The sequence below is a fragment of the Bradyrhizobium sp. CCBAU 51627 genome (genome assembly GCF_028128765.1).
Lineage (GTDB): Bacteria > Pseudomonadota > Alphaproteobacteria > Rhizobiales > Xanthobacteraceae > Bradyrhizobium.
On sequence record NZ_LBJG01000024.1, the window covers coordinates 1,540,194 to 1,560,283 of the forward strand.

Below are 20,090 nucleotides of genomic sequence, written 5' to 3' on the forward strand. Positions count from 1 at the left end.
CGGTGCGTTGCTGAAGGGAATGTGAATAAGTCCCTGATATCCTTTCCTTTAGGAACGCCGGCGGCAATTGGTCGTTGGCGTGGAACGCAGTATGACGGTATCGTGCGTGGCGGGTGTCGCGCGTGGATGCGCGGCCGGGGGTGTGTTCGATGAGCTTGGTATTGTTGATCGTAGGGATTTTCGCCGTTCTGGCGGGCCTCCTTGCGGTCGCTTTTGGCTATTCGATCCGGGATTTCAGCCTTGGCAGCACGCTCATAACGAGCGGAACGATTGGCGTCTGCTCCGGAATGCTACTGGTCGGCCTCTACGCCGTGCTGCTCGAGCTGCAAGCCATCGCGCGCCGCCTGGCCGGAACGGCCGCGGCCTCGGATGTTCGCGTCAGGCCGGTGCTCCCGGGCCTTGCCGGATCGGCTTCGCCAGCGCCCGAGTCCGCTCCGGCGATGCGGGCTGAACCGCCGCCGTCGCCCGCCGCGCCGCCATGGCAGGCCGAGATACCCGCGCCCGCGCGCCCGCGCGCCGAGGCGCCGGCCGAGCCCGAAACACCTCCGCCCGCGCCGGCAGCTCCGGAAGCGCCGCGCCGGCGCAACCTGCTGTTCGCCTCGAGCTCGCGCAAGGAGCGTGAGCGCGCCGAAGCCAAGGCAGCGGAGAGCGAGCCGCCGCAACCACAGGCGGAGCCTGGTACTCCGCACGCGAGCTTCGACGACGCCTGGCCGAAGCCGGACCGCGCGCGGCCGCCGGAGCCGCCCGCGGCGCGCCGGCCGCCGCCGCGACCCTCGTCGACCTTCGAGCCTGCCGTGCCTCAGCCTGCCGCGCCACCTCCGGCGCCAGAGCCGCCGTCGGCGGTCGAACAGCCGGCGGTGACGGTGCTCAAATCCGGCATCGTCGACGGCATGGCCTATTCGCTTTATTCCGACGGCTCGATCGAGGCGCAGATGCCGGAAGGCATGATGCGCTTTGCCTCGATCGACGAGTTGCGCGCCCATCTCGATCAGCGCGGCGGCTGAAGTCCCCAGCTTTCAAGTAAAGTCTCGCAATTCTTGTCGCGAGATCAGTAATCGGTTCCTATTCGCAAGTTGTCCTATTTCTGCCAAACGTATTGTTGACAGGAATTACTTCGCTGTCGCCAATGCGGCGACGGACCCTGATTGAGAGAGCGCGCCCATGTCGGATGCCGGGGCTAAGAATTTCATCGAGCTGACGGCGAGCATCGTGTCGGCCTATGTCGGCAACAACCCGACGCCGGCCGCCGAGATTCCGAACCTGATCAGCCAGGTGCACGGCGCGTTGACGCGGGTGTCGCTGGGCCGGAGCGAGACGCCGCCGCTTGAGCCGGCAAAGCCTGCGGTGTCGCTGAAGAAGTCGATCGCGCCGGACTATCTGGTGTGTCTGGAAGACGGCAAGCGCTTCAAGTCGCTGAAGCGCCATCTGCGCACTCAGTACAACATGACGCCCGAGCAATACCGTGAGAAATGGGGTCTGCCCGCCGATTATCCCATGGTCGCGCCGAACTACGCGGTGGCGCGCTCGCAGCTGGCGAAGAAGATGGGCCTGGGCCAGCAGCAGCGGAAGAAGGGCAAGTAGCGCGGCGCCCGGAATCTCGTAAGGTGGGCAAAGCGAATCGTGCCCACGTCCTGAGTGCGATCAGTGAGAGTTCGTGGGCACGGCGCGTCGCCCCTTTGCCCACCCTGCGGCGGCTCACCATGGGGAGCTACGACGCTTCCGCCAGTGCCTCTTTCGCGTCCGTCTTGATACGCTCGACCATCGAGCGCAGGCCGTTGGAGCGCTGCGGCGTGAGATGGTCACGGAAGCCGAACTCGTTGAACACGGAAATCGCGTCGGTTTCGAGGATCTGCTGCGGCGTGCGACCGGAGTAGAGCGCGAGCACGATCGCGACCAGGCCGCGCACGATATGTGCGTCGCTGTCGCCGCGATACCTCAGGATCGGAGCGCCACCGTGGCGATCGACCAGCTTCTGGAGCCAGACCTGGCTGACGCAGCCCTGCACCTTGTTCTCGGCCGAATGCTCTTCCTCGGGCATCGGTTCCAGGGTGCGGCCGAGCTCGATGACGTACCGGTAGCGGTCGTCCCACTCGTCCAGAAGCTCGAAATTGTCCCTGATCTCGTCAATCGAAGTCATTGATGGCCCGTGGTTCCAGTTCAGGCCAATATAGGCACGCGAGGCGTCGAAATCGATAGGATCGAGGGCCTTAATTCGCCGTCTCCGGCCCGTGCCATTCCAGCGCGAGATCGTCCTGCGTGAGCGTGTCGCGCAGCGCCTCCGATGCTGCGGCCTCGCCATCACCGGCGACCGCGATCGAGCCGGTGCGGTCGGGCGCCTTCTTGTCGTTCTTTTCGTTCTTCTCGTTGCTGATCTGATCTTTTTTCTCGTTGATGATCTGGTAGATCTTGCGCGCACCGTCCTGGGCCCGCTGGCCGATGATGGTCGCGGCCTGTCCGCCGACTTCGCAGGCCGCCGGCTGACGCTTGCAGAACTGGGTCATGTCGGAGACGGCCGCGGTCGCAGCCTGCACCGCATCGGCAGCGCCGATCTGGGGCAGCTTCTCCGATTCGGGCGTCTTGTCCCGCGGCAGGAGCACCAGCACCAGCCCGAGCCAGAATGTGATGCGAAGCAGAAAGCGCATCTTGTCGACCTGTATTGTAGATCCCGCGACGGCGATGTCCGCGCGCGTTTGGACCTAGCAACTCTCGATAAATCGCAAGTCATTGCCTTGAGCTTAATTCGCGGAGAATTTACGCAGAAATCTTCGCGGATAGAGATCTCGTAAATTTTCGATTGACGCGGGCGCCCGTGGTTGTCCGGCACTGCATCTCCACCAATTCGAAACCATGAGCGCAGCGGCGAAACCCTATGTTCACCATCATCCGATGATGACATCATCAAATCGCCTAAAAATCTCCGCGACGACACGGTGTCGGCCGGCGGACCGATCCGCCTTAGCACTCGTTTAAGGTCGCTCTGACACGGTGGCTCAACGATAAGGAGGCGTTCCGGCGCGTCTTCTCGAGACGATTGAGCCGAAGCGCGAGACCCGTGACAGTTTTGAGTATCATCCGCGATTGTCTCGATGCACTGCTGCATCCCTCCGCGCGTTACGATGCGCTGACGCGTGCACGTCATCGGGCTTTCATGGCGCCGCGGCTTCTCGGAAGCCTGGCCGCCTTTGCCGCATTTCCGGTCTATCTCGTACTGCGCGGCGCGCCGAGCGCCATCGAGGTCGCGGCCTTCGCCTGGCTGATCGCGCCGATCCTGTTGTCCTGGTTCCTGTCGCGCACCGGCCGGTATGAAGGCGCTCATGTGCTGTCGTCGCTGGCGCTCGCCGGCCTGATCATGGCGATCGCGGTCACGACCGGCGGGATCGAATCATTCGCCGCGATCTGGCTTGTCGTGGTTCCCCTGGAGGCCGCTCTGTCCGCCTCGCGCCGCGTCGCGGCCTTTGCGTCGCTGCTCGCCTTGTCCTGCGTCGGCCTGTTGATCCTGATCAGCCAGCTCGGCTGGCTGCCGGGCGGCGGGCTCGGCGCCGCCGAGCGCGGCGTGATGATGGCGCTGGGCGTCACCTCGGCGACGCTCTATGCCGCGGGCCTCGCCTTCGGCGCGGAGTCGCTCGCGCGTACCAGCGTCACGCTGCTGTCGCGCGAGGAGGAGCGCTATCGTCTCCTGGCGCGCAACATGAGCGACGTGATCTCGCGCCATCAGCGCAACGGGGCCGTGCAGTTCGTCTCGCCGGCGGCGGAAGCCATGCTCGGCATGCCGGTCGCCCAATTGCTCGGCCATGGTCTGTTCGATCGCGTCCATGTCGCCGATCGTCCTGCCTATCTCACCGCGTTGTCCGACGCCGCACGCGGCGACGTGCGCAGCGTCGAATTCCGGCTGCGGCGCGAGCCTGCCGGCTCCGAGCGGGGCCAAGGAAATTATCAGGTCGATTTCATCTGGGTCGAGATGCGCTGCCGGCCACTCGATCAGGATCTCGGCCGCGATCCTAGCCGCGAGGCGGAAGTCGTCGCCGTGATGCGCGACGTCACCGATCGCAAGCTGTCCGAGCAAGCGCTCGACCAGGCACGCAGCGCGGCGGAGGCCGCCGATGCCGCCAAGACGCGCTTCCTCGCCACCATGAGCCACGAGCTGCGCACGCCGCTCAACGCCATCATCGGCTTCTCCGAGATGATCGCGCAGGAGCAGACCCTGATGCTGGCAGCCGGCCAGCGCAAGGAATATGCCGAGCTCATCAACGCCTCCGGCCAGCATTTGCTGTCGGTCGTCAACGGCATCCTCGACATGTCGAAGATGGAATCGGGCAATTTCGAGATTTCGGCGGAGCCGTTCGCACCGCGTGCCTCGCTGCTGCATTGCTGCAATCTGCTGGCGCTGAAGGCGCGGGAGAACGGCGTCGACCTCATCACCGACGCTCCGCAGGATCTGCCTGTCATGACCGGCGATCCCAGGGCCTTCAAGCAGATCGTGCTCAATCTCGTCTCCAATGCCGTCAAGTTCACCGAGCGCGGCGGCCAGGTCACCGTGTCCGCATCGGCATCCGCCTCGCAACTCACGCTCCGTGTCAGCGACACCGGCGTCGGCATCGCGCCCGACGATCTCAAGCGCATCGGCGCCCCGTTCTTCCAGTGCGGCAAGACCTATGAACGCCGCCACGAAGGCACCGGCCTTGGCCTTTCGATCGTGAAGAGCCTCGTGGCGTTGCATCTCGGCGAATTGACGGTACAAAGCAAGCTCGGCGAGGGCACCGCCGTCATCGTCAAGCTGCCGCTCGTCTACGCGCCGCCGCAAGCGAAGCCGACGGAGAGCAAGATCGCAACGCTGACGCCGCCGCTCCGTCAGGAAATTCAGGACCAACCTGCTCTGGTGAAGAAAAGTGCCTAGAAAGTCTGCCAACGACGAAGCTGCTCCGCGCCGCCGCGGCGCCAAGAATGGTGCCAAGAGCGGCGCCAAGGCCGCAGTCGTGGATATCGAGACCGAGCGCAATCTCGTGATGCGCGTGCTCTTGCACAGCCCCAAGGATACGCTGGCCGGCCTCGTCGCTGCCGCTGCCATCAGCGCCATCGTTGCCAACGCACTGTTCCTGCAGACCGGGCGGCATCCGGCGCCGATGTTCGGCACCGTGATCAACCTTCCTGCGCCGTCGTCGGTGTCGCTGTCCAATCCCTTGCCGCGTCCGCGTCCCGTCGGCGCCGACACCTCGCCGCTCGAGCCGAAGGCGACCGAGTTTCGCGTCGAGCCGAAAGCGGCCGAGAAGCCGCAGGAGAAGTCCGCCGAGACCACGGCTTCGACGCCGCGCTCGAGCGACCCCATGACCAATCTGGTGATCAAGTCGACCACGCCGACGCCGCCTGCCGTGGCCGTCGCACGTCCGCCGGCGCCGATCCCGGTGCAACAGAGCTCGGCGGCGCGTCGGCTCGCCGGCGTGCAGCGCGCGCTGTCCGAATATGGCTACGGCAATTTGAAGATCACGGGCACGATGAGCGGCGAGACCCAGTCCGCGATCCAGACCTTCGAGCGCCAGCACAAGATGCCTGTCACCGGCCAGGTATCGGATCGCCTGCTGCGCGAGCTTGCCGCCGCGATCGGCCATCCCGTCGAATAATCGAACGTCTCCTGTCATTGACGCTGATCAATTCTCGGCCCGCACGCCCGCACGGCTGGCACGCAGCCGTGCGGGCGCCATTTGCGTGGGATCAATGACGGGCGGAACCCCCGGAGAACATGATCATCCATCTCATCAAGAGAGAGGTCGTCATGTTCAAGGTCTCGATTCTCGTGTGGATCATGCTCGGCACGGCGCTGGCGGGCGTCAGCCTCATCGTGGTGCTGATGGTGCCGAGCTTTGCCGCCGATGCCATCAGGAACATCCCGTACGCGGTCGCTGTGGGATTTGCCCTCGCAATGCCATTGTCATACCTCGTTGCGCGCCAGATCGGTGGCGGGCAGGGCGTCGGCAAGGCTTGACAGTCCCGAGCTGACACTGGCGGTGCACCTCGCGCTGGCTTATCGTTCGACTCATGCGTTTGAAATCCAACATATGGGTCGCAGCCTATTTGCGCCGGTGCCAGACCGAGGGCGTGTTCGGCGCTGTGCGCCATCGCGGCGCCGAGGAGGCGGGCGCGGTGTTCATCAAGGTGTCGCTGCTCGACGGCAATGCGATGCTCTACGTGCCGGCGCCGCAGACCTCTTATGACGACGGTCGGCCCGTCGATCGCTTCTTTGTGCCGGCGGCGCTGCAGCCGATGCCGGAATCAGCGGTGGAAGAGCGCCTGACCAAGGAGCTTCGCTTCGATCCGGACGCCTGGATCGTCGAGACCGAAGACCGCGCCGGGCGGCATTTCCTGGAATTGGCGAAGACCTAGCCCCACCGGCATTGCGAGCGCAGCGAAGCAATCCAGATGCTTCCCATGGAAAGATGGATTGCTTCGTCGCAAGAGCTCCTCGCAATGACGGGCTTGGGACGAACCGCGCGTCTCAGACCCAGTCAACGCTTGAGCGCCGGCAAATCAGCGTTCCGACGATCCGCCGCTGTTCGTGCGCACGGCCGGACTCGAGCCGGGCTGAACACTCGGCCGCGACGGGCTTGCGCTCGCGCGTGCGCGCTGGCGTTCGTTGTCATGCAGGGCAGGCTGGTACTTGCCGCGCGTGACGGCGAGCGTCGAGCTGCGCCAGGCGGCGAGCATCACCAGCGCGGAGCGTTCGCTGAGACGGTCATAGAGCCGTGACAGGCGGTAGACCTCGTTCACGGACGTGCCGATCGCGGGCTTGAAGAACAACAGGATGCGCTGGAAGTTCGGGCTCGGCATGTCGAGCGCGCGTGCGGCAACCGCAAGCGCCTCGCCGCCGGCATCGTCGACGATCTCTGCCGCGACGCGCGAGGGTAGGATCAGGGTATCGCCGAGCTCGTAGGCGAAGCTGTCGACATCGCCGGCGATCGCCGCCATTTCCAGGACCTGGATCGCGCGCTTGGCGTGCACGGTCGGAATCCGCGGCGCGGCCTTCAGCGGCGTCTGCGCCAGATTGTGCAGGATGAGTGCGCGCTGGTTCGCATCGGCGCGGAAGAACATGTCGTGGATCTCGGCCGCCTCTTTCGGCGGCATCGCCATGCTGACGGCCATGCGCTGCTCGGCCTCGGCCGGCGAGGGGGCAGGCGCAGGACGCGGGATTTCGCGCGCGAGCGGAACCCTGCGGCCTTCCTGCGCGGCGACCAACCCGAGCTTCTGGAGAACCGGGACCGGCGTCTGCGGATAGATCGCAAGCTTCGCCTTGACGGAGCCGCGCGTCGCATCGTCGACCTGGTCTATCAGCCGCGTCGCGAGCTCGACGAATTGCCGCTGCTCGTCCTCGCTATGGGTGCTGGTCTGGACATACAGGTCGGTCAACACGCGCAGCAGGGTAGGGCGAACATCGACACCCTCGCGACGGGAGAGGGTCATCAGCCCGTCGAATCCGGGAAACAACGACTTGGTCATGGAGGCGTACGCAACTCGGAAGAACTGTTCCCCAAGCTTATCAAGGGGTCCTTTAAAGGCTCCTTAAGGAAAACGAACTGTGAAGCAGACCCGCGCATTTCGACCGTTTTCGTCTCGCTGCGGGACGGCTTGAATTGGCCCGTGCGGCTACGGTCCAAACGCCGCGTTTACATCCCGTTAACCATAAACTGATCCTAATGATCTCCATGTTGCAGCGGCGCTTCGGTTGCGCGGCAATTGAGAGAGCTGACATGGGGACCATCATCGAATTTCCGGCCGGTCGCCGGGTGGGCTCGTCGGGGGATGTCACACCGCGCGCGGACATAGGGACGATTTTGATTCTCCCCGTCATCCGTATCGAGCGCGAAGCGGACGAAACCAGCGGCGACCGTGGACCGGAGCAGGGCACCGCGCCGGGGCGCCGTCGTCGACGCCGCTAGCTTTGCGGCTTTTGCAATGCCGGACTCCATCCGCCAGATCCGCCGCGTCGTATCGGCCATCCTGCTCGCAGCCGGGGGCGCGTCGCTCGCCGCCTGTAGCGGCGGCGATTTCGGCCGAACCCGCGCCGACATGCGCAGCGACGACATGCATCGCTGGCTCGGCGCCGAAGTCACCGGCAGTCTCGGCCTGCCCCCCTCTCAATTCCAGCTCACTGACGAAGAGCGCCAGCTTCGCGACCTCGCCTATCCCATGATCGAGCCGCCGCTGTCGCGGCCGGCCTGGAAGAGCGTGTTCGGCGATTACAAGGCGATCCCCTCGCCCTGGCGCCAGAAGATCGTGTTCGACCGTACCATGTACGGCCGTACCCTGATCGACGAGCCGCACCGCTCGCACGCCTCGCGCTATGCGCAGCTGATCGAGGATGTGCGCAACGACATCACCCGCTTCGAGCCGTTCTTCGCCAGCGCCATCCGCGTCATCGATCTCGACAGGAAGCGCGAGGCCAGCATGGCGCGCGTCTCCGCGCTGTCGCCGCAGGAGAGGACGGATGCGGTCGAACGCATGCGGGAGAATTCGCTGATCATCCAGTGGGTGCAGCTGTCCCTCGAGCAGCGCGTCTCGTCCTATCGCTGGGCGCTGGAGCGGCTGGTAATCCAGGCCCCCGACGGCATGGCCGCCGATGCCGACCGCCTGATCGGCGAGCTCGCGGCGCAGACCGCCAATCCGCCGGTCCAGTCGCTTCCGGCCTATGGCCGCGCAGTCGTCTCGAAGGGTTGAGCACGGTCCGAGAAGTGCCGATGCGGTTTCCCGGCAAGATCGTGCTCGATCAGGAGTTTTGCGAACGAGTCGGCTGCCTGGTGCGCTCGGGCTTGCGGCGCTGCTTCCGCAGCTTCCCGACAAAGTCCTTCAATGCGTCCGCGAGGGGCATTGATGCGCGGTAAGCCAACCCGACCTCGCGTCTGACCTTCACATCGATCTCCCTGACAGCGACGTCAGGGTGGCCCTTCGCCACGCCCTCCGGGACGATGGCGACGCCGACGCCCGCCGCCACCAGCGCCATCGCCCAATCCTCCGACTGCGCGATCGCGGCAGGTTGGCGCCGCGGGGCAGCGCGGCCGAAAAACGCGCTCTGCTCGCAATGGCAGCGGTCGATCATGGCCACGTCGGCGAGGTCGGTGGCGCGGATCTTCTCCTTCAGCGTCAGCGGATGCGATGGCGGCAGCGCCGCGACATAGCGCTCGCTCCAGAACGGGACGAAATGCTCATCATCCCTCAGCATGCTCTTCGAGACGATCCGTGCATCCGCGCGGGCATCGCTGCTGACGAGCCGGAGCGCGATGTCGCTGCGTGCCGTCAGCGGCTTCAGCAGCGCGATCGTCCGGGGTACGTCGAGCGTGCGCATCAGGCCGAGGGTCAGCGTGACCTTCGTGCTGGGCTTGCGAAACAGGCTGCGCGCCGCATCGGCCTCGTCGATGATGCGGCGTGCCAGCGCATGAAACTGCTCGGCCGAGGCGGTGGGTGCGACGCCCTTCTTGTGCCGGATGAACAGCGTGGTGCCGAGCTCGGCCTCCAGATTGGTGATCGCGGCCGAGATCGACGGCTGCGACACGAAGCAAGTGCGCGCCGCAGCCGTGAGGTTGCGTTCGCGATAGACGGCGGCAAAATAGCGAAGCTCGCGGATGTCCATAGGCACAACCTAGAGATATTATCAATATTCGATATTTTACCTATGGATGGGGGGATGACAAGAACGGCCCGTTCACAACAGGCGAGCGTCATCCATGAAAATCCGTCATCTCAACACCGAATTGGACATTCTATAGCGAGGCAGGCGAGGATTGGTTCGGCTTCAAGGGCGTACGCGCGCTGGGCGACAAGGATGCCGACATCCTGATGATTCCCCTCGCCGGGCATACGCTCGGCCATTGCGGCATCGCGGTTCGCTCGGGCGACAAATGGCTGCTGCATGCCGGCGACAGCTATTTCCATCACGCCCAGCTCGATGCGTCACCCCGTCCCCCGCTGGTGCTCCGCTATTTCCAGCGTAAGGTCGATATGGACCGCAACGCCCGCATCGCCAATCAGGCGCGCTTACGCGAGTTGAAGCTGAACCATGGGGAACGTGTGACGATTTTCAACAGCCACGATCCCGTGGATTACGAGAACTGCCGGTGCGGGGCGCATTAGCGCGTCTGGGGCGGCATCGGCCGCTACCAGCGTGGCCAGGCGAGCCTCTACTTGGCCGGGATGAAGCGGAGCGTGCCGGCTTGGCGCGTCGGTTGGCCGGTGTCGTTGGTGTGATTGACGCCGTCCATGACGGGCACCTCAGCGAAATCGAACGGGCTCATTCCGTCGAGGCACGCGACGTTGACGGCATAGAGCGTTGTGTCGGAGCGCCGCTGGTGATGCGTGTAGATGCCGCAACGAGAGCAGAAGAAGTGCTGTGCCGTGCCGGTGTGGAAGCGATAGCTCGTCAGCGCGTCCTCGCCTTGCAGGAACCTGATCCCGCCCATCTTCGCCATGACCATGACGGCGCCGCGCATGCGGCAGTAAGAACAGGTGCAGCGGCGGATCGACTTGAAGCCGTCGCTCAGCGTCACCTCGAAATGCACAGCGCCACAGTGGCATTGACCGGTCAGATTAGTCGTGTCGTCCACCATGTTGCTGCGCTCCCGACTGAACCTCGAACCGGTCTTGGTGGGCGCGCAGCGGCGCGAAGTCAACCGTCACGCTGCAATCGTGAGAAGCGGAAATTGCAGTGACTGGCGCCGCCAGCCAGCGTCTGCGTCCGTTCCAGGCGGATGCCGCGGGCTGCATAGGCGTCGAAATCAAGCCCGCAAATGTTGGGCAGGATCTCCTTGTCGCCGTGGCGGCCGGCGAGTTTGCAGAAGCCGCAGGCCTTGTAATTGATGCCGAATTCAAAGCTATCGCCCGTATCGGGCTCGACGAAATCGTAGACGAAATCGTCGGGAAATTCGGCCTGATGGCTCTCCGTCGTGCTCCTTGCCGCCTGCTCGCGCAGCAAGGCCTGGTTCTCCGGCGACATGAACTGGCGCCCGGCGACGAGACGGTCCGCCTCGGGCTCGGTCAGCAGCTGCGCCTTGTAGATCTGCCGCTCGATCTCGCCAATCACGGGCACCGGCACGCCATGCCGCTGCAGCACGCGGCTGATGGCCATAAAGCCGGTGAGGCGCATGAAGAAATCGCTCATGCGGCTCGCGTCGCCGCCGACATAGGGCATCTGGGTGAGCACGATCTCGAGTTCGTCCATCACCTCCCGCCTGATGCCGTCGATGTCGGACAGATGCGCGCGCTCGCGCAACAGCGCCTCGGCAAGGTCGAGCCGATGGCGCATCGCCGCCTCCATGGCGCTGCGATGCTGCTGGTAGAACGGGTGGATGATGTCAGTCATTGGACCCTCGCGTCATTGCCTCATGGCAGAGTAGGTGAAGCGCGTCTCATTCTGCGGCGATCGCCTCAATCTCCAGCAGCCATTTGCTGTCGACGGTTTCGGCGATCATGACCGTCAGCGCGGGCCGATGATCCCCGAGCATCCTGCGACGAACGGTGCGGTTGGCCACGACTTGACAGCGGTCGGTCAGGAACGTGGTGACCTTGACGAGGTGAGCGACGCCGAGACCTGTCGCGGCAAGCACCTCCATGACGTTGCGCCAGGCCTGCTCGCATTGCGCCTCGAATCCTTCGGGCACGCTGCCGTCTGATCTCTCAGGCACCTGGCCGCTGATGAACAGCAGACGGCGATGCTGGGTCAACTCCAGGCCCAGGCTGTAACCGCCGGCGGGAGGGGGCACCGTTGCGGGATTGTGGCCGACGATGTGAGCTGCGGTCATGACGTGTCTCCGGATTGCTGGCCGACCGTATCCGGCGGCATCAGCGCGGCGCAAAGCATCATTCCTTCGCTCCAGCACTAGAAAATCTATTGCAAGGCCGCGGCCCATCGGTGTCAAACTGAAGCGCGATGACCTACGCCCTCCCGCCACTCAACGCGCTCCGCGCCTTCGAAGCCGCAGCGCGCCATCTCAGCTTCAAGCTGGCTGCGCACGAACTGCACGTGACGCCCGCCGCCGTCGGGCAGCAGGTGAAAGCGCTGGAGGCGCGCCTCGGCGTTCAGCTGTTCGAGCGGCTCCACAAGCAGCTCGTCCTGACCGCGGCCGGCCAGGCCTATCTGCCCGGAGTCTCCGAAGGCTTCCGCCACATCGCGGATGCAACCTCGCAATTGCAGCCGACAGGTGCAGTGCTGCTGCAATTGGGCGTGCATGCCAGCTTCGACCTGCGCCGGCTCGATCTGGCGGCGTTTCGCAGCACGCATGCGGAGATCGGCTTGCGCGTGCTGCAGCCCGCCGGCTTGCATGAACTTGTCGAAGGCAAGGTCGACCTGCTGATTGCCCGCGGCCTCGGCCATCATCCGGGCTATCGTTGCGACCGGGTTGGTGAGGGATCCAGTTTGGGCGATTGGTTGATCTCGCCCGAGGGGACCGCAGATTGCCCGGAAATCGTCAGCTTTCGCGCATGGCTGCGCGCCCGGGCCGCCGCGAATGCGAGCGCGAGCTGCCGTCCCCGACTGGTGGGCGGCGTCGGATAGGCCTTTGGTCACGAATGCTTGACGGGCATCAACGATTGTTTTCCGCGCCCGGATATGTTGATAAAGCCGTGTTCCGGCCTGACAAGGTAATTCGCTCTTGATGCGGTTCGTCCGTACCATTCTGGCAGTTGCAATCGCCATTTCGCTGGCGACGCTGCGCGTTGGCGCGTCCGCGGCTGAGCTTGCGATGTCGCCTCACGACGTGCAGACGACCATGCAGACGGGCGGCGATGAGGCCGACATGTCGATGGACGATTGTTGTCCCGATACGAAGGGGACGGGCTTTCATGCCGGTTACAAATGCGCGATGGGCTTCTGCTGCGTCGGCGGGATGATCGCGCTCGGCGACGTCAGACCCGTCGCGTTCCAGCATCTCACTGTTGCCGCGGGCAAGATCGCCATTCCCGCCGATCAGGTCATCTCCTTCCGCGGCAGCAGTCCTCCTTTCCGACCTCCTCGAATCTGATCTCGCGACGCCTGAGACGCGAGCGGCACGCCCGCTCGCGACGACGACTGACGTGCGCGCGGCCATGCGCCACGGCGGAAGATCAGATCACGAGGACAGGACTATGCTTTCCAAATTCAGCACCGCGGCTCTGGCCGCCACCCTTTCGCTTGCCGCTACCGCCGCCATGGCGGGCGCTGGCGACTACATGTTCGAGCCGGTCAAGGCGGAGATGAAGAAGGGCGACGACGTCACGCTCGCCGTTCGCCTGACCAACAAGCAAACCGGCAAGCCGGTGCCGGACGCGGTCGTCTTCAAGACCCGCGTCGACATGGCCCCTGACGGAATGGCCGAAATGGAGTCGGCGGTCGCGCCGCTGCCCTCTACGGAGCCGGGCGTGTACGCCTTCAAGACGGACCTGCCGATGGCCGGCCGCTACCAGATGACGCTGTCCGTGAAGGTGCAGGGCGAACCGGAGACGGTCACCGGCAAGGTGGTTGTCACGGCGACCAAGTGAGCGTTCGGGCGCTGTCTGGCGGCGCCCGACATTTTCCCTTTTCAATCACACGGACGCGTGCTCCCGCGCGCGCGGATACACGCCATGAAGATGCTGCGTCTCCTGACGGCTCTTGCGCTGGGCGGTGGCCTGGTCGGGAGCCTCTATTGGTCTTTAAACGGTGCAAGCTGGCTTGCCGGCACCGGGTTCAGTTCGGCTGCATCGGCGGCGGACCGGCCGCCGCTCTATTACCGTGATCCCAGCGGCGCGCCATTCTGGTCAGCAGGTCCGAAGAAGGACGACCGCGGGCGGGACTACCTGCCGGTCTACGACGATGGTCACGCCTTGCCGGCGGAGACGAAGCCCCGGCCGCAGGCGGGGGCACAGCGAAAAATCCTGTACTACCGCAATCCCATGGGGCTGCCCGACACCTCGCCCATGCCGAAGAAGGATTCGATGGGGATGGACTACATCCCCGTCTATGAAGGCGACGACGCCGACGACGGCACGGTGAAGCTTTCGCCGGGCAAGATCCAGCGCACCGGTGTGAAATCCGAGCCCGTCGAACGCCGTGCGATTCGCGTTTCGGTGAAAGCTCCGGGCACGATCCAGCTGGATGAGCGCCGCGTCTCCGTCATCGCGATGCGCGCCGAGAGCTTTGTCCAGAAGGTCGCTGACGTCACCACCGGCACGCGCGTGAAGGCCGGCCAGCCGCTGATGGAAATCTATAGTTCAGCGGTCACGTCCGCGGCGGCGGAATATCTGGCGACGATCACCTCCAAGGTGGTTGGCGGCGTCGAGATGTACGGCCGCGGCTCGCGCCAGCGTCTGGTCAATCTCGACGTACCCGAGCCCGTCATCGCGGAGATGGAGAAGACGCGCGTTGCGCCCGTCACCATCGGCTGGTCGGCGCCGCGCGACGGGATCGTCCTGGAGCGCAACGCGATCGAAGGCATGCGGGCCAATCCCGGCGATGTGCTGTTTCGCATCGCCGACATTTCGGTGGTCTGGGCACTGGTCGACGTGGCCGAGCGGGATCTCGGCAACATCGCGGTCGGACAATCCGTGGCGGTGCGCGCGCGCAGTTTTGCCGGCCGGAGCTTTACCGGCAAGATCGCCGTGGTCTATCCGCAGGTGAACCGCGATACCCGAACCGTTCGTATCAGGATCGAGCTCGCCAATCCCGACGCGGCGCTGTTGCCCGACATGTATGTCGATGCCGACATCGACACGGCCGGCGCTGCGCCCGTCCTGGCGGTGCCCGACAGTTCGGTGCTCGACACCGGCAGCCGGCAGGCCGTCCTCGTCGACAAGGGGGAGGGACGTTTCGAGCCGCGGGAGGTCAAGCTTGGCCGCCGCGGCCGCGGCTACATCGAGGTGCGCGACGGTCTTGCGGAAGGCGAGGCGGTGGTCACGTCCGCCAACTTCCTGATCGATGCGGAAAGCAATCTGAAGGCGGCGCTCAAGGGCTTTGCTGAAGCCGCGCCGGCACCCGATGCCGCCGCAATGGGAGAGCACAAATGATCGCCCGCATCATCGCCTGGTCGGCGCGCAACCTGCTGCTGGTGCTGTTCGGCACCGGCTTCGCCGCGGCGGCCGGCCTCTACGCCCTGAGCCACCTTCCGCTCGACGCGATCCCGGACCTCTCGGACACGCAGGTCATCGTCTACACCGAATATCCCGGCCAGGCGCCGCAGGTGATCGAGGACCAGGTCACCTATCCCTTGACGACAGCAATGTTGACCGTGCCGAAATCGAAGGTCGTGCGCGGCTTCTCCTTCTTCGGCGTGTCGTTCGTCTACGTCATCTTCGAGGACGGCACCGACATCTATTGGGCGCGCTCGCGCGTGCTGGAATTTCTCAACGGCGCGGCATCGCGCCTTCCGGCCGGCGTCACCCCGACCATCGGGCCCGACGCGACCGGTGTCGGCTGGGTCTACCAATATGCCGTCATGTCCAGGGAATTGAATCTTGCGGACACCCGCACGATCCAGGACTGGAACCTGAAATTCGCGCTGGCCAAGGCCGAAGGTGTTGCCGAGGTCGCCAGCATCGGCGGCTTCGTCAAGCAGTACAACGTCGTGCTCGACCCGCAGCGGATGCGCGACCGCGGCATCAGCATGCAAAAAATACGTGAGGCGATCCGCGCCAGCAATGCCGATGTCGGCGGCCGCACCGTCGAGCTCTCCGAGTTCGAATACGTCATCCGCGGCAGGGGCTACCTCAAGAGCATCAACGATCTCGGCAACATCGTCCTGAAAACCTCTGGCGGCACGCCGGTGCTGCTGCGCGATGTCGCCAGCGTCGAGCTTGGTCCGGACGAGCGGCGAGGCATCGCCGAGCTGAACGGCGAGGGCGAGGTCGCCAGCGGCATCGTGCTGCAACGCTTCGGCGTCAATGCCCTCGACGTCATCGAGAACGTCAAGAAGCGCTTCAAGGAGATCGCGAGCGGCCTGCCGAAATCGGTCGAGATCGTTCCGGTCTACGACCGCTCCAACCTGATCTACGCCGCGATCGACACGCTCCAGCATACGCTGTTCGAGGAAAGCATCGTCGTCGCCTTTGTCTGCATCGTGTTCCTGCTGCACGTCCGCAGCGCGCTGGTCGCGATCCTGATGCTGCCGGTCGGGGTGCTGATGGCGTTCGGCGCCATGAAGCTGCTCGGGCTCGGCTCCAACATCATGAGCCTTGGCGGCATCGCCATCGCCATCGGCGCGATGGTCGACGCCGCCATCGTCATGATTGAAAACGCCCACAAGCATCTCGAACGGGCGAGGCCCGATCAGTCGCGGGTGCAGATCCTGGTCGATGCCGCCTCCGAAGTTGGACCAGCGCTGTTCTTCAGCCTGCTGATCATCACCGTCTCGTTCATGCCGATCTTCACGCTGGAATCGCAGGAGGGACGGCTGTTCAGCCCGCTGGCGTTCACGAAGACTTTTTCGATGGCCGCCGCGGCCCTGCTGTCCGTCACCCTGGTGCCGGCGCTGATGGTGATCTTCGTCCGCGGCCGGATCGTCCCGGAGAGCAGCAACATCATCAATCGCTTCCTGATCTGGATTTATCGCCCCGTGATCAAGGGCGTGCTGCGTGCCAAGACGCTGGTGATTCTCGTCGCCATCGCCGCGCTTGCCGTGACGATCTGGCCGGCTCGCCAGCTCGGCACCGAATTCATGCCGGCGCTGAACGAGGGAACATTGCTCTACATGCCGACGACGCTGCCCGGCATCTCCGTGACCAAGGCCGCCGAGCTGATGCAGATGCAGGACCGCATCATCAAGTCGTTTCCGGAAGTCGCTTCCGTCTATGGCAAGGCGGGCCGGGCTGCCACGGCGACCGACCCGGCGCCGACCGAGATGTTCGAGACGATCGTCAATTTGAAGCCGAAGGAGCAATGGCGCCCCGGCCTCACCGTCGACGGCCTGATTGCCGAGATGGACAAGGCGCTGCAGTTTCCCGGCGTCTCCAACGCCTGGACCATGCCGATCAAGGCGCGCATCGACATGCTCTCCACCGGAATCCGCACGCCCGTCGGCGTCAAGGTCATGGGCACCGATCTCGTCGAGATCGATCGCCTCGCCAGGCAGGTCGAGCGCGTCCTCAAAACCGTCCCCGGCACCTCGTCGGCCTATGCCGAGCGCGGCATCGGCGGCTATTATCTCGAGATCGTGCCGGATCGCGAGGCGCTCGCCCGCTACGGCATCCTGATCCAGGACGTTCATGACACCATCGCGGCCGCACTCGGCGGCCAGACGGTGACGACGACCGTGGAGGGCCGGCAGCGCTTCACGGTGAACATGCGCTATCCGCGCGACTTGCGCGACAATCCCAAGGCGATCGCCAGCGATATCCTGGTGCCGATGCCAGCGGGGGGCGCCGTGCCGCTCGGCGAAGTGGCAAGGGTCGAGCCGGCCCGCGGGCCGACCTCGATCCGCACCGAGAATGGCCAGCTTGCGACCTATATCTACGTCGACATCAGGGATCGCGACCTCGGCAGCTATGTCGCCGACGCGCAGCGCGCGGTGACGGAGAGCATCCAGTTTCCGGCCGGCACCTACGTCGTCTGGAGCGGTCAGTACGAATATCTTCAGCGCGCCGCCGCCCGTTTGAAGATCGTCGTGCCGGTGACGCTCACGATCATCTTCATGCTGCTGTATCTGAATTTCCGCGCGATAACCGAGACCCTGATCGTGATGCTGTCGCTGCCGTTCGCGCTGGTCGGCGGCATCTGGATGATGTGGTGGCTCGGCTTCAACCTGTCCGTTGCCGTCGCCGTCGGCTTCATCGCACTCGCCGGTGTCGCCGCCGAGACCGGCGTCGTGATGCTGATCTATCTCGAGCACGCGCTGGACGAGGCGAAAGCCCGGCGTAGCGCCGAGGCAAGGCCGCTGACACGCCAGGATCTGCACGAGGCCATCATGGTGGGCGCGGTCGAACGCGTGCGGCCCAAGATGATGACCGTGGTCGCCATCATGGCCGGTCTGCTGCCGATCATGTGGAGCAGCGGGACGGGCTCGGAGATCATGCAGCGCATCGCCGTGCCGATGATCGGCGGCATGATCTCCTCGACGCTGCTGACGCTGATCGTGATCCCGGCGATCTTCGGGCTGGTGAAAGGCTTCCGCTTGCCTCCCGAGGGCAAGAGCAAGCCACAATTGCCCGTAAGGAGGAAACCGACGGTCACAAGATTGCGAGTCAGCGAGCACGCCGAATGAGGTGAGCCATGATCAGTGATATTGGGAGATTGGGTTGACGGGATCGATCACCGCACGGATCGCCAGCAAGATCCTTGAGCGGCGGTGCCTGGAGATGCGCGCATGGGCTTCTACAACGATGTCATTCTTCCACGACTTTGCGATCTTGCGATGCGCAACCAGGAGCTTGCGCCGTACCGGCAACGCGCGACGCGTGCGGCCCAGGGCCGTGTCCTCGAGATCGGCATCGGATCCGGGCGCAATCTGCCGTTCTACGGGGCGACGGTGAAGCAGGTCGTCGGGCTCGAGCCCGGTGCAAAGCTTCTCGAGATGGCGCGACATGCTCCACATCCGGAAACTCAAGTTGAACTTGTCGAAGCTTCAGCCGAGGCGATGCCGATTGAGGACCGCAGCATCGACACGGTCCTGACCACCTGGACCATGTGCAGCATTCTGGACGTCGATCGCGCGATGACGGAGGCGCGGCGTGTGCTGACGGCGGGAGGAAAGCTGATCTTCGTCGAGCATGGCCGCGCGCCCGAACCGCGCGTGCGCTGGTGGCAGGATCGCCTGACGCCCGCCTGGATGCGCATCTCGGGCGGTTGCCACCTCAATCGGGATATTGCGGACATCCTGATCCGGAACGGCTTTCGCATCGACGAGATGCGCACCGGTTACATGAATGGGCTGAAGCCGATGACCTTCATGTACGAGGGCCAAGCGAGCCCTCGTTGATGCCTGTCACGTCCGCCACAATGAAAAAGGCCGCTCCCTGGGCGGCCTCAGCGCCTCATGAATCTGTGCATCGCGCCAGTAAGTGGCATTGAGCTGTTGTCATGGCGTAGCCATGCTCGCGATTTTTCCCGCACCTCGCTGGGGGTCAGGCCGAATTTACGGCGAAACGCGCGCGTGAATGTTGAATCGCTGCTGAAGCGAAGATTAATCGCCAGGTCGAGCAGCCGGATCTTCTGCCCTTCCGGCCCAATCAATCGTCTCATTGCGTAGTTTAGTCGCCGATCCTGCACGTAACCCGCGAGGCCGCCGTCGCGCTGAAACATGCGATAGAGGCTTGCCCGCGAGATGCCGAGACGGTCGCAAAGAGTCTCGGCAGTCAGCGGTTCAGCCTCGAGATGCGTCTCGATATATCGCTTGGCCATCGCCAGGAAGAGCTGCCGGTCCGCCCGTGCGACATTGCCTTGAGTATCTTCGGCACTTCCGACCGCCTTGGCGACGAGATCGGCTAGATGGTCAATCAATCCTGCAGCACTACCCTCGTCGTTATGGACCCGTCGCCAGAGCTTTGAATATAGCCGCGCCAAGGGAGACGCCGCATCACGGTTACTTCGGTACAATGGCCCGGTCGCGGAATCCGGATGTGCAAGACGCGGCGCCAGAACCGACCGGGGCAGCACCAGCACGTGCATCGCGCAACGGCGATTGGCACTTTCGACCAGAATCGTCCGGCTTGGTTGCGCCATGTCGATGAGGAAGAGGTCGCCAGAACGCACGATCCATTCGTGACGGCCGGTGCTGACTTCCATCTCGCCCTCAACACATTCCGCGATCTGGTAGACGTCGAGCGCTCCGCTGGCGACGTGCGCGGCCGTGCGTTCGTACCGCACGCCGGTCACGGCGGAGTCCGTCAGCAATACCCCGCCGGACTCAATCGGCAACCAGATCGATCGCGCAGAAATCTCGAAGTCGCCGTCCGAGGTGAGCGGGACGATTTCAGAAACACCCATCGTGCGCGCGCGCAACTCCTGCAAAACATCGGCGCCGCGCCCTCGCAATGTCGACGACATTTCTCGCGCTCCCAATTCAACCGGGGGATGTATTTACCACCGAACGCCGCGATCTGCGCAACTGTCGCGGACACGATTCGAAGAGCAGATCGAGCCCGACGTAAGGGCCCTTCCCCGCATGGCCATG

At 64.5% G+C, this 20,090-nt stretch carries 23 protein-coding genes; 15 read left to right on the top strand and 8 right to left on the bottom strand.

The features are described 5' to 3' along the window. The first annotated feature begins 149 nt into the window (after positions 1-149). Both XH88_RS21995 and XH88_RS22000 read left to right on the top strand, forming a co-directional pair. Positions 150-1,004 carry a DUF308 domain-containing protein gene (locus XH88_RS21995; RefSeq protein ID WP_271670331.1) on the top strand — a complete coding sequence of 285 codons (855 nt, stop codon included), beginning with the start codon at positions 150-152 and terminating at the stop codon, positions 1,002-1,004. Between the two features lie 157 nt (positions 1,005-1,161). Then, positions 1,162-1,581 carry a MucR family transcriptional regulator gene (locus XH88_RS22000; RefSeq protein WP_271670332.1) on the top strand — a complete coding sequence of 140 codons (420 nt, stop codon included), beginning with the start codon at positions 1,162-1,164 and terminating at the stop codon, positions 1,579-1,581. Positions 1,582-1,708: 127 nt separating this feature from the next. Here XH88_RS22000 and XH88_RS22005 read toward each other — a convergent pair whose 3' ends face one another. Beyond that, positions 1,709-2,137: a SufE family protein gene (locus tag XH88_RS22005; RefSeq protein WP_271670333.1), complete on the bottom strand. Its 429-nt coding sequence runs from the start codon at positions 2,135-2,137 to the stop codon at positions 1,709-1,711. 70 nt (positions 2,138-2,207) lie between these two features. Then, positions 2,208-2,642 (bottom strand): DUF5330 domain-containing protein, encoded by a 435-nt coding sequence (locus tag XH88_RS22010; RefSeq protein WP_271670334.1) that lies wholly within the window; start codon positions 2,640-2,642, stop codon positions 2,208-2,210. A 410-nt stretch (positions 2,643-3,052) separates the two neighbouring features. Here XH88_RS22010 and XH88_RS22015 point away from each other — a divergent pair, with 410 nt between their 5' ends. From XH88_RS22015 to XH88_RS22030, 4 genes are all read left to right on the top strand, one after another. Continuing rightward, complete coding sequence (locus tag XH88_RS22015) at positions 3,053-4,894, top strand: PAS domain-containing sensor histidine kinase (protein ID WP_271670335.1); 1,842 nt, start codon at positions 3,053-3,055, stop codon at positions 4,892-4,894. Further along, on the top strand, positions 4,887-5,615 hold the full coding sequence (locus XH88_RS22020; RefSeq protein ID WP_271670336.1) for a peptidoglycan-binding domain-containing protein: 729 nt from the start codon (positions 4,887-4,889) through the stop codon (positions 5,613-5,615). The genes XH88_RS22015 and XH88_RS22020 overlap by 8 nt, the downstream gene beginning before the upstream one ends. Positions 5,616-5,734: 119 nt before the next feature. After that, positions 5,735-5,977, top strand: coding sequence for a hypothetical protein (locus XH88_RS22025; RefSeq protein WP_271670337.1), 243 nt, complete (start codon positions 5,735-5,737; stop codon positions 5,975-5,977). A 53-nt stretch (positions 5,978-6,030) separates the two neighbouring features. Next, entirely contained in the window at positions 6,031-6,375 is a 345-nt protein-coding gene (locus tag XH88_RS22030) for a DUF1491 family protein (protein ID WP_271670338.1), read from the top strand. 144 nt (positions 6,376-6,519) lie between these two features. Here the strand turns inward: XH88_RS22030 and XH88_RS22035 are convergent, their stop codons facing one another. Further along, a complete protein-coding gene (locus XH88_RS22035) occupies positions 6,520-7,485 on the bottom strand; it encodes a DUF2336 domain-containing protein (RefSeq protein WP_271670339.1) in 966 nt (321 codons plus the stop codon). 251 nt (positions 7,486-7,736) lie between these two features. Between XH88_RS22035 and XH88_RS22040 the strand changes: the two genes are divergently transcribed. Both XH88_RS22040 and XH88_RS22045 read left to right on the top strand, forming a co-directional pair. Beyond that, on the top strand, positions 7,737-7,925 hold the full coding sequence (locus tag XH88_RS22040) for a hypothetical protein (RefSeq protein WP_271670340.1): 189 nt from the start codon (positions 7,737-7,739) through the stop codon (positions 7,923-7,925). 16 nt (positions 7,926-7,941) lie between these two features. After that, entirely contained in the window at positions 7,942-8,703 is a 762-nt protein-coding gene (locus XH88_RS22045; protein WP_271670341.1) for a hypothetical protein, read from the top strand. 49 nt (positions 8,704-8,752) lie between these two features. Here XH88_RS22045 and XH88_RS22050 read toward each other — a convergent pair whose 3' ends face one another. After that, the gene (locus tag XH88_RS22050; RefSeq protein WP_271670342.1) at positions 8,753-9,613 is read right to left on the bottom strand and encodes a LysR family transcriptional regulator; all 861 of its coding nucleotides are present in this window, start codon (positions 9,611-9,613) and stop codon (positions 8,753-8,755) included. Positions 9,614-9,819: 206 nt separating this feature from the next. On the opposite strand from XH88_RS22050, the gene XH88_RS22055 reads away from it, so the two are divergent. Beyond that, entirely contained in the window at positions 9,820-10,113 is a 294-nt protein-coding gene (locus tag XH88_RS22055) for a hypothetical protein (RefSeq protein ID WP_271670343.1), read from the top strand. A gap of 47 nt (positions 10,114-10,160) precedes the next feature. Here the strand turns inward: XH88_RS22055 and XH88_RS22060 are convergent, their stop codons facing one another. The 3 genes from XH88_RS22060 to XH88_RS22070 are packed head-to-tail and all read right to left on the bottom strand — an operon-like array spanning position 10,161 to position 11,777. Beyond that, a complete protein-coding gene (locus XH88_RS22060) occupies positions 10,161-10,586 on the bottom strand; it encodes a GFA family protein (protein ID WP_271670344.1) in 426 nt (141 codons plus the stop codon). A 59-nt stretch (positions 10,587-10,645) separates the two neighbouring features. After that, complete coding sequence (locus tag XH88_RS22065) at positions 10,646-11,338, bottom strand: L-2-amino-thiazoline-4-carboxylic acid hydrolase (protein ID WP_271670345.1); 693 nt, start codon at positions 11,336-11,338, stop codon at positions 10,646-10,648. 46 nt (positions 11,339-11,384) lie between these two features. Further along, entirely contained in the window at positions 11,385-11,777 is a 393-nt protein-coding gene (locus tag XH88_RS22070) for a RidA family protein (protein ID WP_271670346.1), read from the bottom strand. A 128-nt stretch (positions 11,778-11,905) separates the two neighbouring features. Between XH88_RS22070 and XH88_RS22075 the strand changes: the two genes are divergently transcribed. The 6 genes from XH88_RS22075 (at position 11,906) to XH88_RS22100 (ending at position 18,896) form a co-directional block, all read left to right on the top strand. Next, positions 11,906-12,529 carry a LysR family transcriptional regulator gene (locus XH88_RS22075; RefSeq protein WP_271670347.1) on the top strand — a complete coding sequence of 208 codons (624 nt, stop codon included), beginning with the start codon at positions 11,906-11,908 and terminating at the stop codon, positions 12,527-12,529. Positions 12,530-12,629: 100 nt separating this feature from the next. Continuing rightward, on the top strand, positions 12,630-12,995 hold the full coding sequence (locus XH88_RS22080; RefSeq protein WP_271670411.1) for a hypothetical protein: 366 nt from the start codon (positions 12,630-12,632) through the stop codon (positions 12,993-12,995). A gap of 103 nt (positions 12,996-13,098) precedes the next feature. Then, complete coding sequence (locus tag XH88_RS22085) at positions 13,099-13,491, top strand: FixH family protein (protein ID WP_271670348.1); 393 nt, start codon at positions 13,099-13,101, stop codon at positions 13,489-13,491. Positions 13,492-13,575: 84 nt separating this feature from the next. After that, a complete protein-coding gene (locus tag XH88_RS22090; protein WP_271670349.1) occupies positions 13,576-14,994 on the top strand; it encodes an efflux RND transporter periplasmic adaptor subunit in 1,419 nt (472 codons plus the stop codon). Continuing rightward, on the top strand, positions 14,991-18,182 hold the full coding sequence (locus tag XH88_RS22095) for an efflux RND transporter permease subunit (protein WP_271670350.1): 3,192 nt from the start codon (positions 14,991-14,993) through the stop codon (positions 18,180-18,182). The genes XH88_RS22090 and XH88_RS22095 overlap by 4 nt, the downstream gene beginning before the upstream one ends. Positions 18,183-18,284: 102 nt before the next feature. Further along, positions 18,285-18,896 (top strand): class I SAM-dependent methyltransferase, encoded by a 612-nt coding sequence (locus tag XH88_RS22100; RefSeq protein ID WP_271670351.1) that lies wholly within the window; start codon positions 18,285-18,287, stop codon positions 18,894-18,896. Positions 18,897-18,943: 47 nt separating this feature from the next. Here the strand turns inward: XH88_RS22100 and XH88_RS22105 are convergent, their stop codons facing one another. Next, positions 18,944-19,963, bottom strand: a complete 1,020-nt coding sequence (locus XH88_RS22105; RefSeq protein ID WP_271670352.1) for an AraC family transcriptional regulator — start codon at positions 19,961-19,963, stop codon at positions 18,944-18,946. Positions 19,964-20,090 lie beyond the last annotated feature (127 nt).

Coding starts and splice junctions, on each gene's coding strand:
- XH88_RS22055 (WP_271670343.1), top strand. CDS start 9,820: ATGATTCCCCTCGCCGGGCATACGCTCGGCCATTGCGGCATCGCGGTT.
- XH88_RS22095 (WP_271670350.1), top strand. CDS start 14,991: ATGATCGCCCGCATCATCGCCTGGTCGGCGCGCAACCTGCTGCTGGTG.
- XH88_RS22085 (WP_271670348.1), top strand. CDS start 13,099: ATGCTTTCCAAATTCAGCACCGCGGCTCTGGCCGCCACCCTTTCGCTT.
- XH88_RS22050 (WP_271670342.1), bottom strand. CDS start 9,613: ATGGACATCCGCGAGCTTCGCTATTTTGCCGCCGTCTATCGCGAACGC.
- XH88_RS22025 (WP_271670337.1), top strand. CDS start 5,735: ATGATCATCCATCTCATCAAGAGAGAGGTCGTCATGTTCAAGGTCTCG.
- XH88_RS22010 (WP_271670334.1), bottom strand. CDS start 2,642: ATGCGCTTTCTGCTTCGCATCACATTCTGGCTCGGGCTGGTGCTGGTG.
- XH88_RS22105 (WP_271670352.1), bottom strand. CDS start 19,963: ATGTCGTCGACATTGCGAGGGCGCGGCGCCGATGTTTTGCAGGAGTTG.
- XH88_RS22035 (WP_271670339.1), bottom strand. CDS start 7,485: ATGACCAAGTCGTTGTTTCCCGGATTCGACGGGCTGATGACCCTCTCC.
- XH88_RS21995 (WP_271670331.1), top strand. CDS start 150: ATGAGCTTGGTATTGTTGATCGTAGGGATTTTCGCCGTTCTGGCGGGC.
- XH88_RS22100 (WP_271670351.1), top strand. CDS start 18,285: ATGGGCTTCTACAACGATGTCATTCTTCCACGACTTTGCGATCTTGCG.
- XH88_RS22045 (WP_271670341.1), top strand. CDS start 7,942: ATGCCGGACTCCATCCGCCAGATCCGCCGCGTCGTATCGGCCATCCTG.
- XH88_RS22090 (WP_271670349.1), top strand. CDS start 13,576: ATGAAGATGCTGCGTCTCCTGACGGCTCTTGCGCTGGGCGGTGGCCTG.
- XH88_RS22075 (WP_271670347.1), top strand. CDS start 11,906: ATGACCTACGCCCTCCCGCCACTCAACGCGCTCCGCGCCTTCGAAGCC.
- XH88_RS22030 (WP_271670338.1), top strand. CDS start 6,031: ATGCGTTTGAAATCCAACATATGGGTCGCAGCCTATTTGCGCCGGTGC.
- XH88_RS22060 (WP_271670344.1), bottom strand. CDS start 10,586: ATGGTGGACGACACGACTAATCTGACCGGTCAATGCCACTGTGGCGCT.
- XH88_RS22070 (WP_271670346.1), bottom strand. CDS start 11,777: ATGACCGCAGCTCACATCGTCGGCCACAATCCCGCAACGGTGCCCCCT.
- XH88_RS22065 (WP_271670345.1), bottom strand. CDS start 11,338: ATGACTGACATCATCCACCCGTTCTACCAGCAGCATCGCAGCGCCATG.
- XH88_RS22000 (WP_271670332.1), top strand. CDS start 1,162: ATGTCGGATGCCGGGGCTAAGAATTTCATCGAGCTGACGGCGAGCATC.
- XH88_RS22040 (WP_271670340.1), top strand. CDS start 7,737: ATGGGGACCATCATCGAATTTCCGGCCGGTCGCCGGGTGGGCTCGTCG.
- XH88_RS22005 (WP_271670333.1), bottom strand. CDS start 2,137: ATGACTTCGATTGACGAGATCAGGGACAATTTCGAGCTTCTGGACGAG.
- XH88_RS22080 (WP_271670411.1), top strand. CDS start 12,630: ATGCGGTTCGTCCGTACCATTCTGGCAGTTGCAATCGCCATTTCGCTG.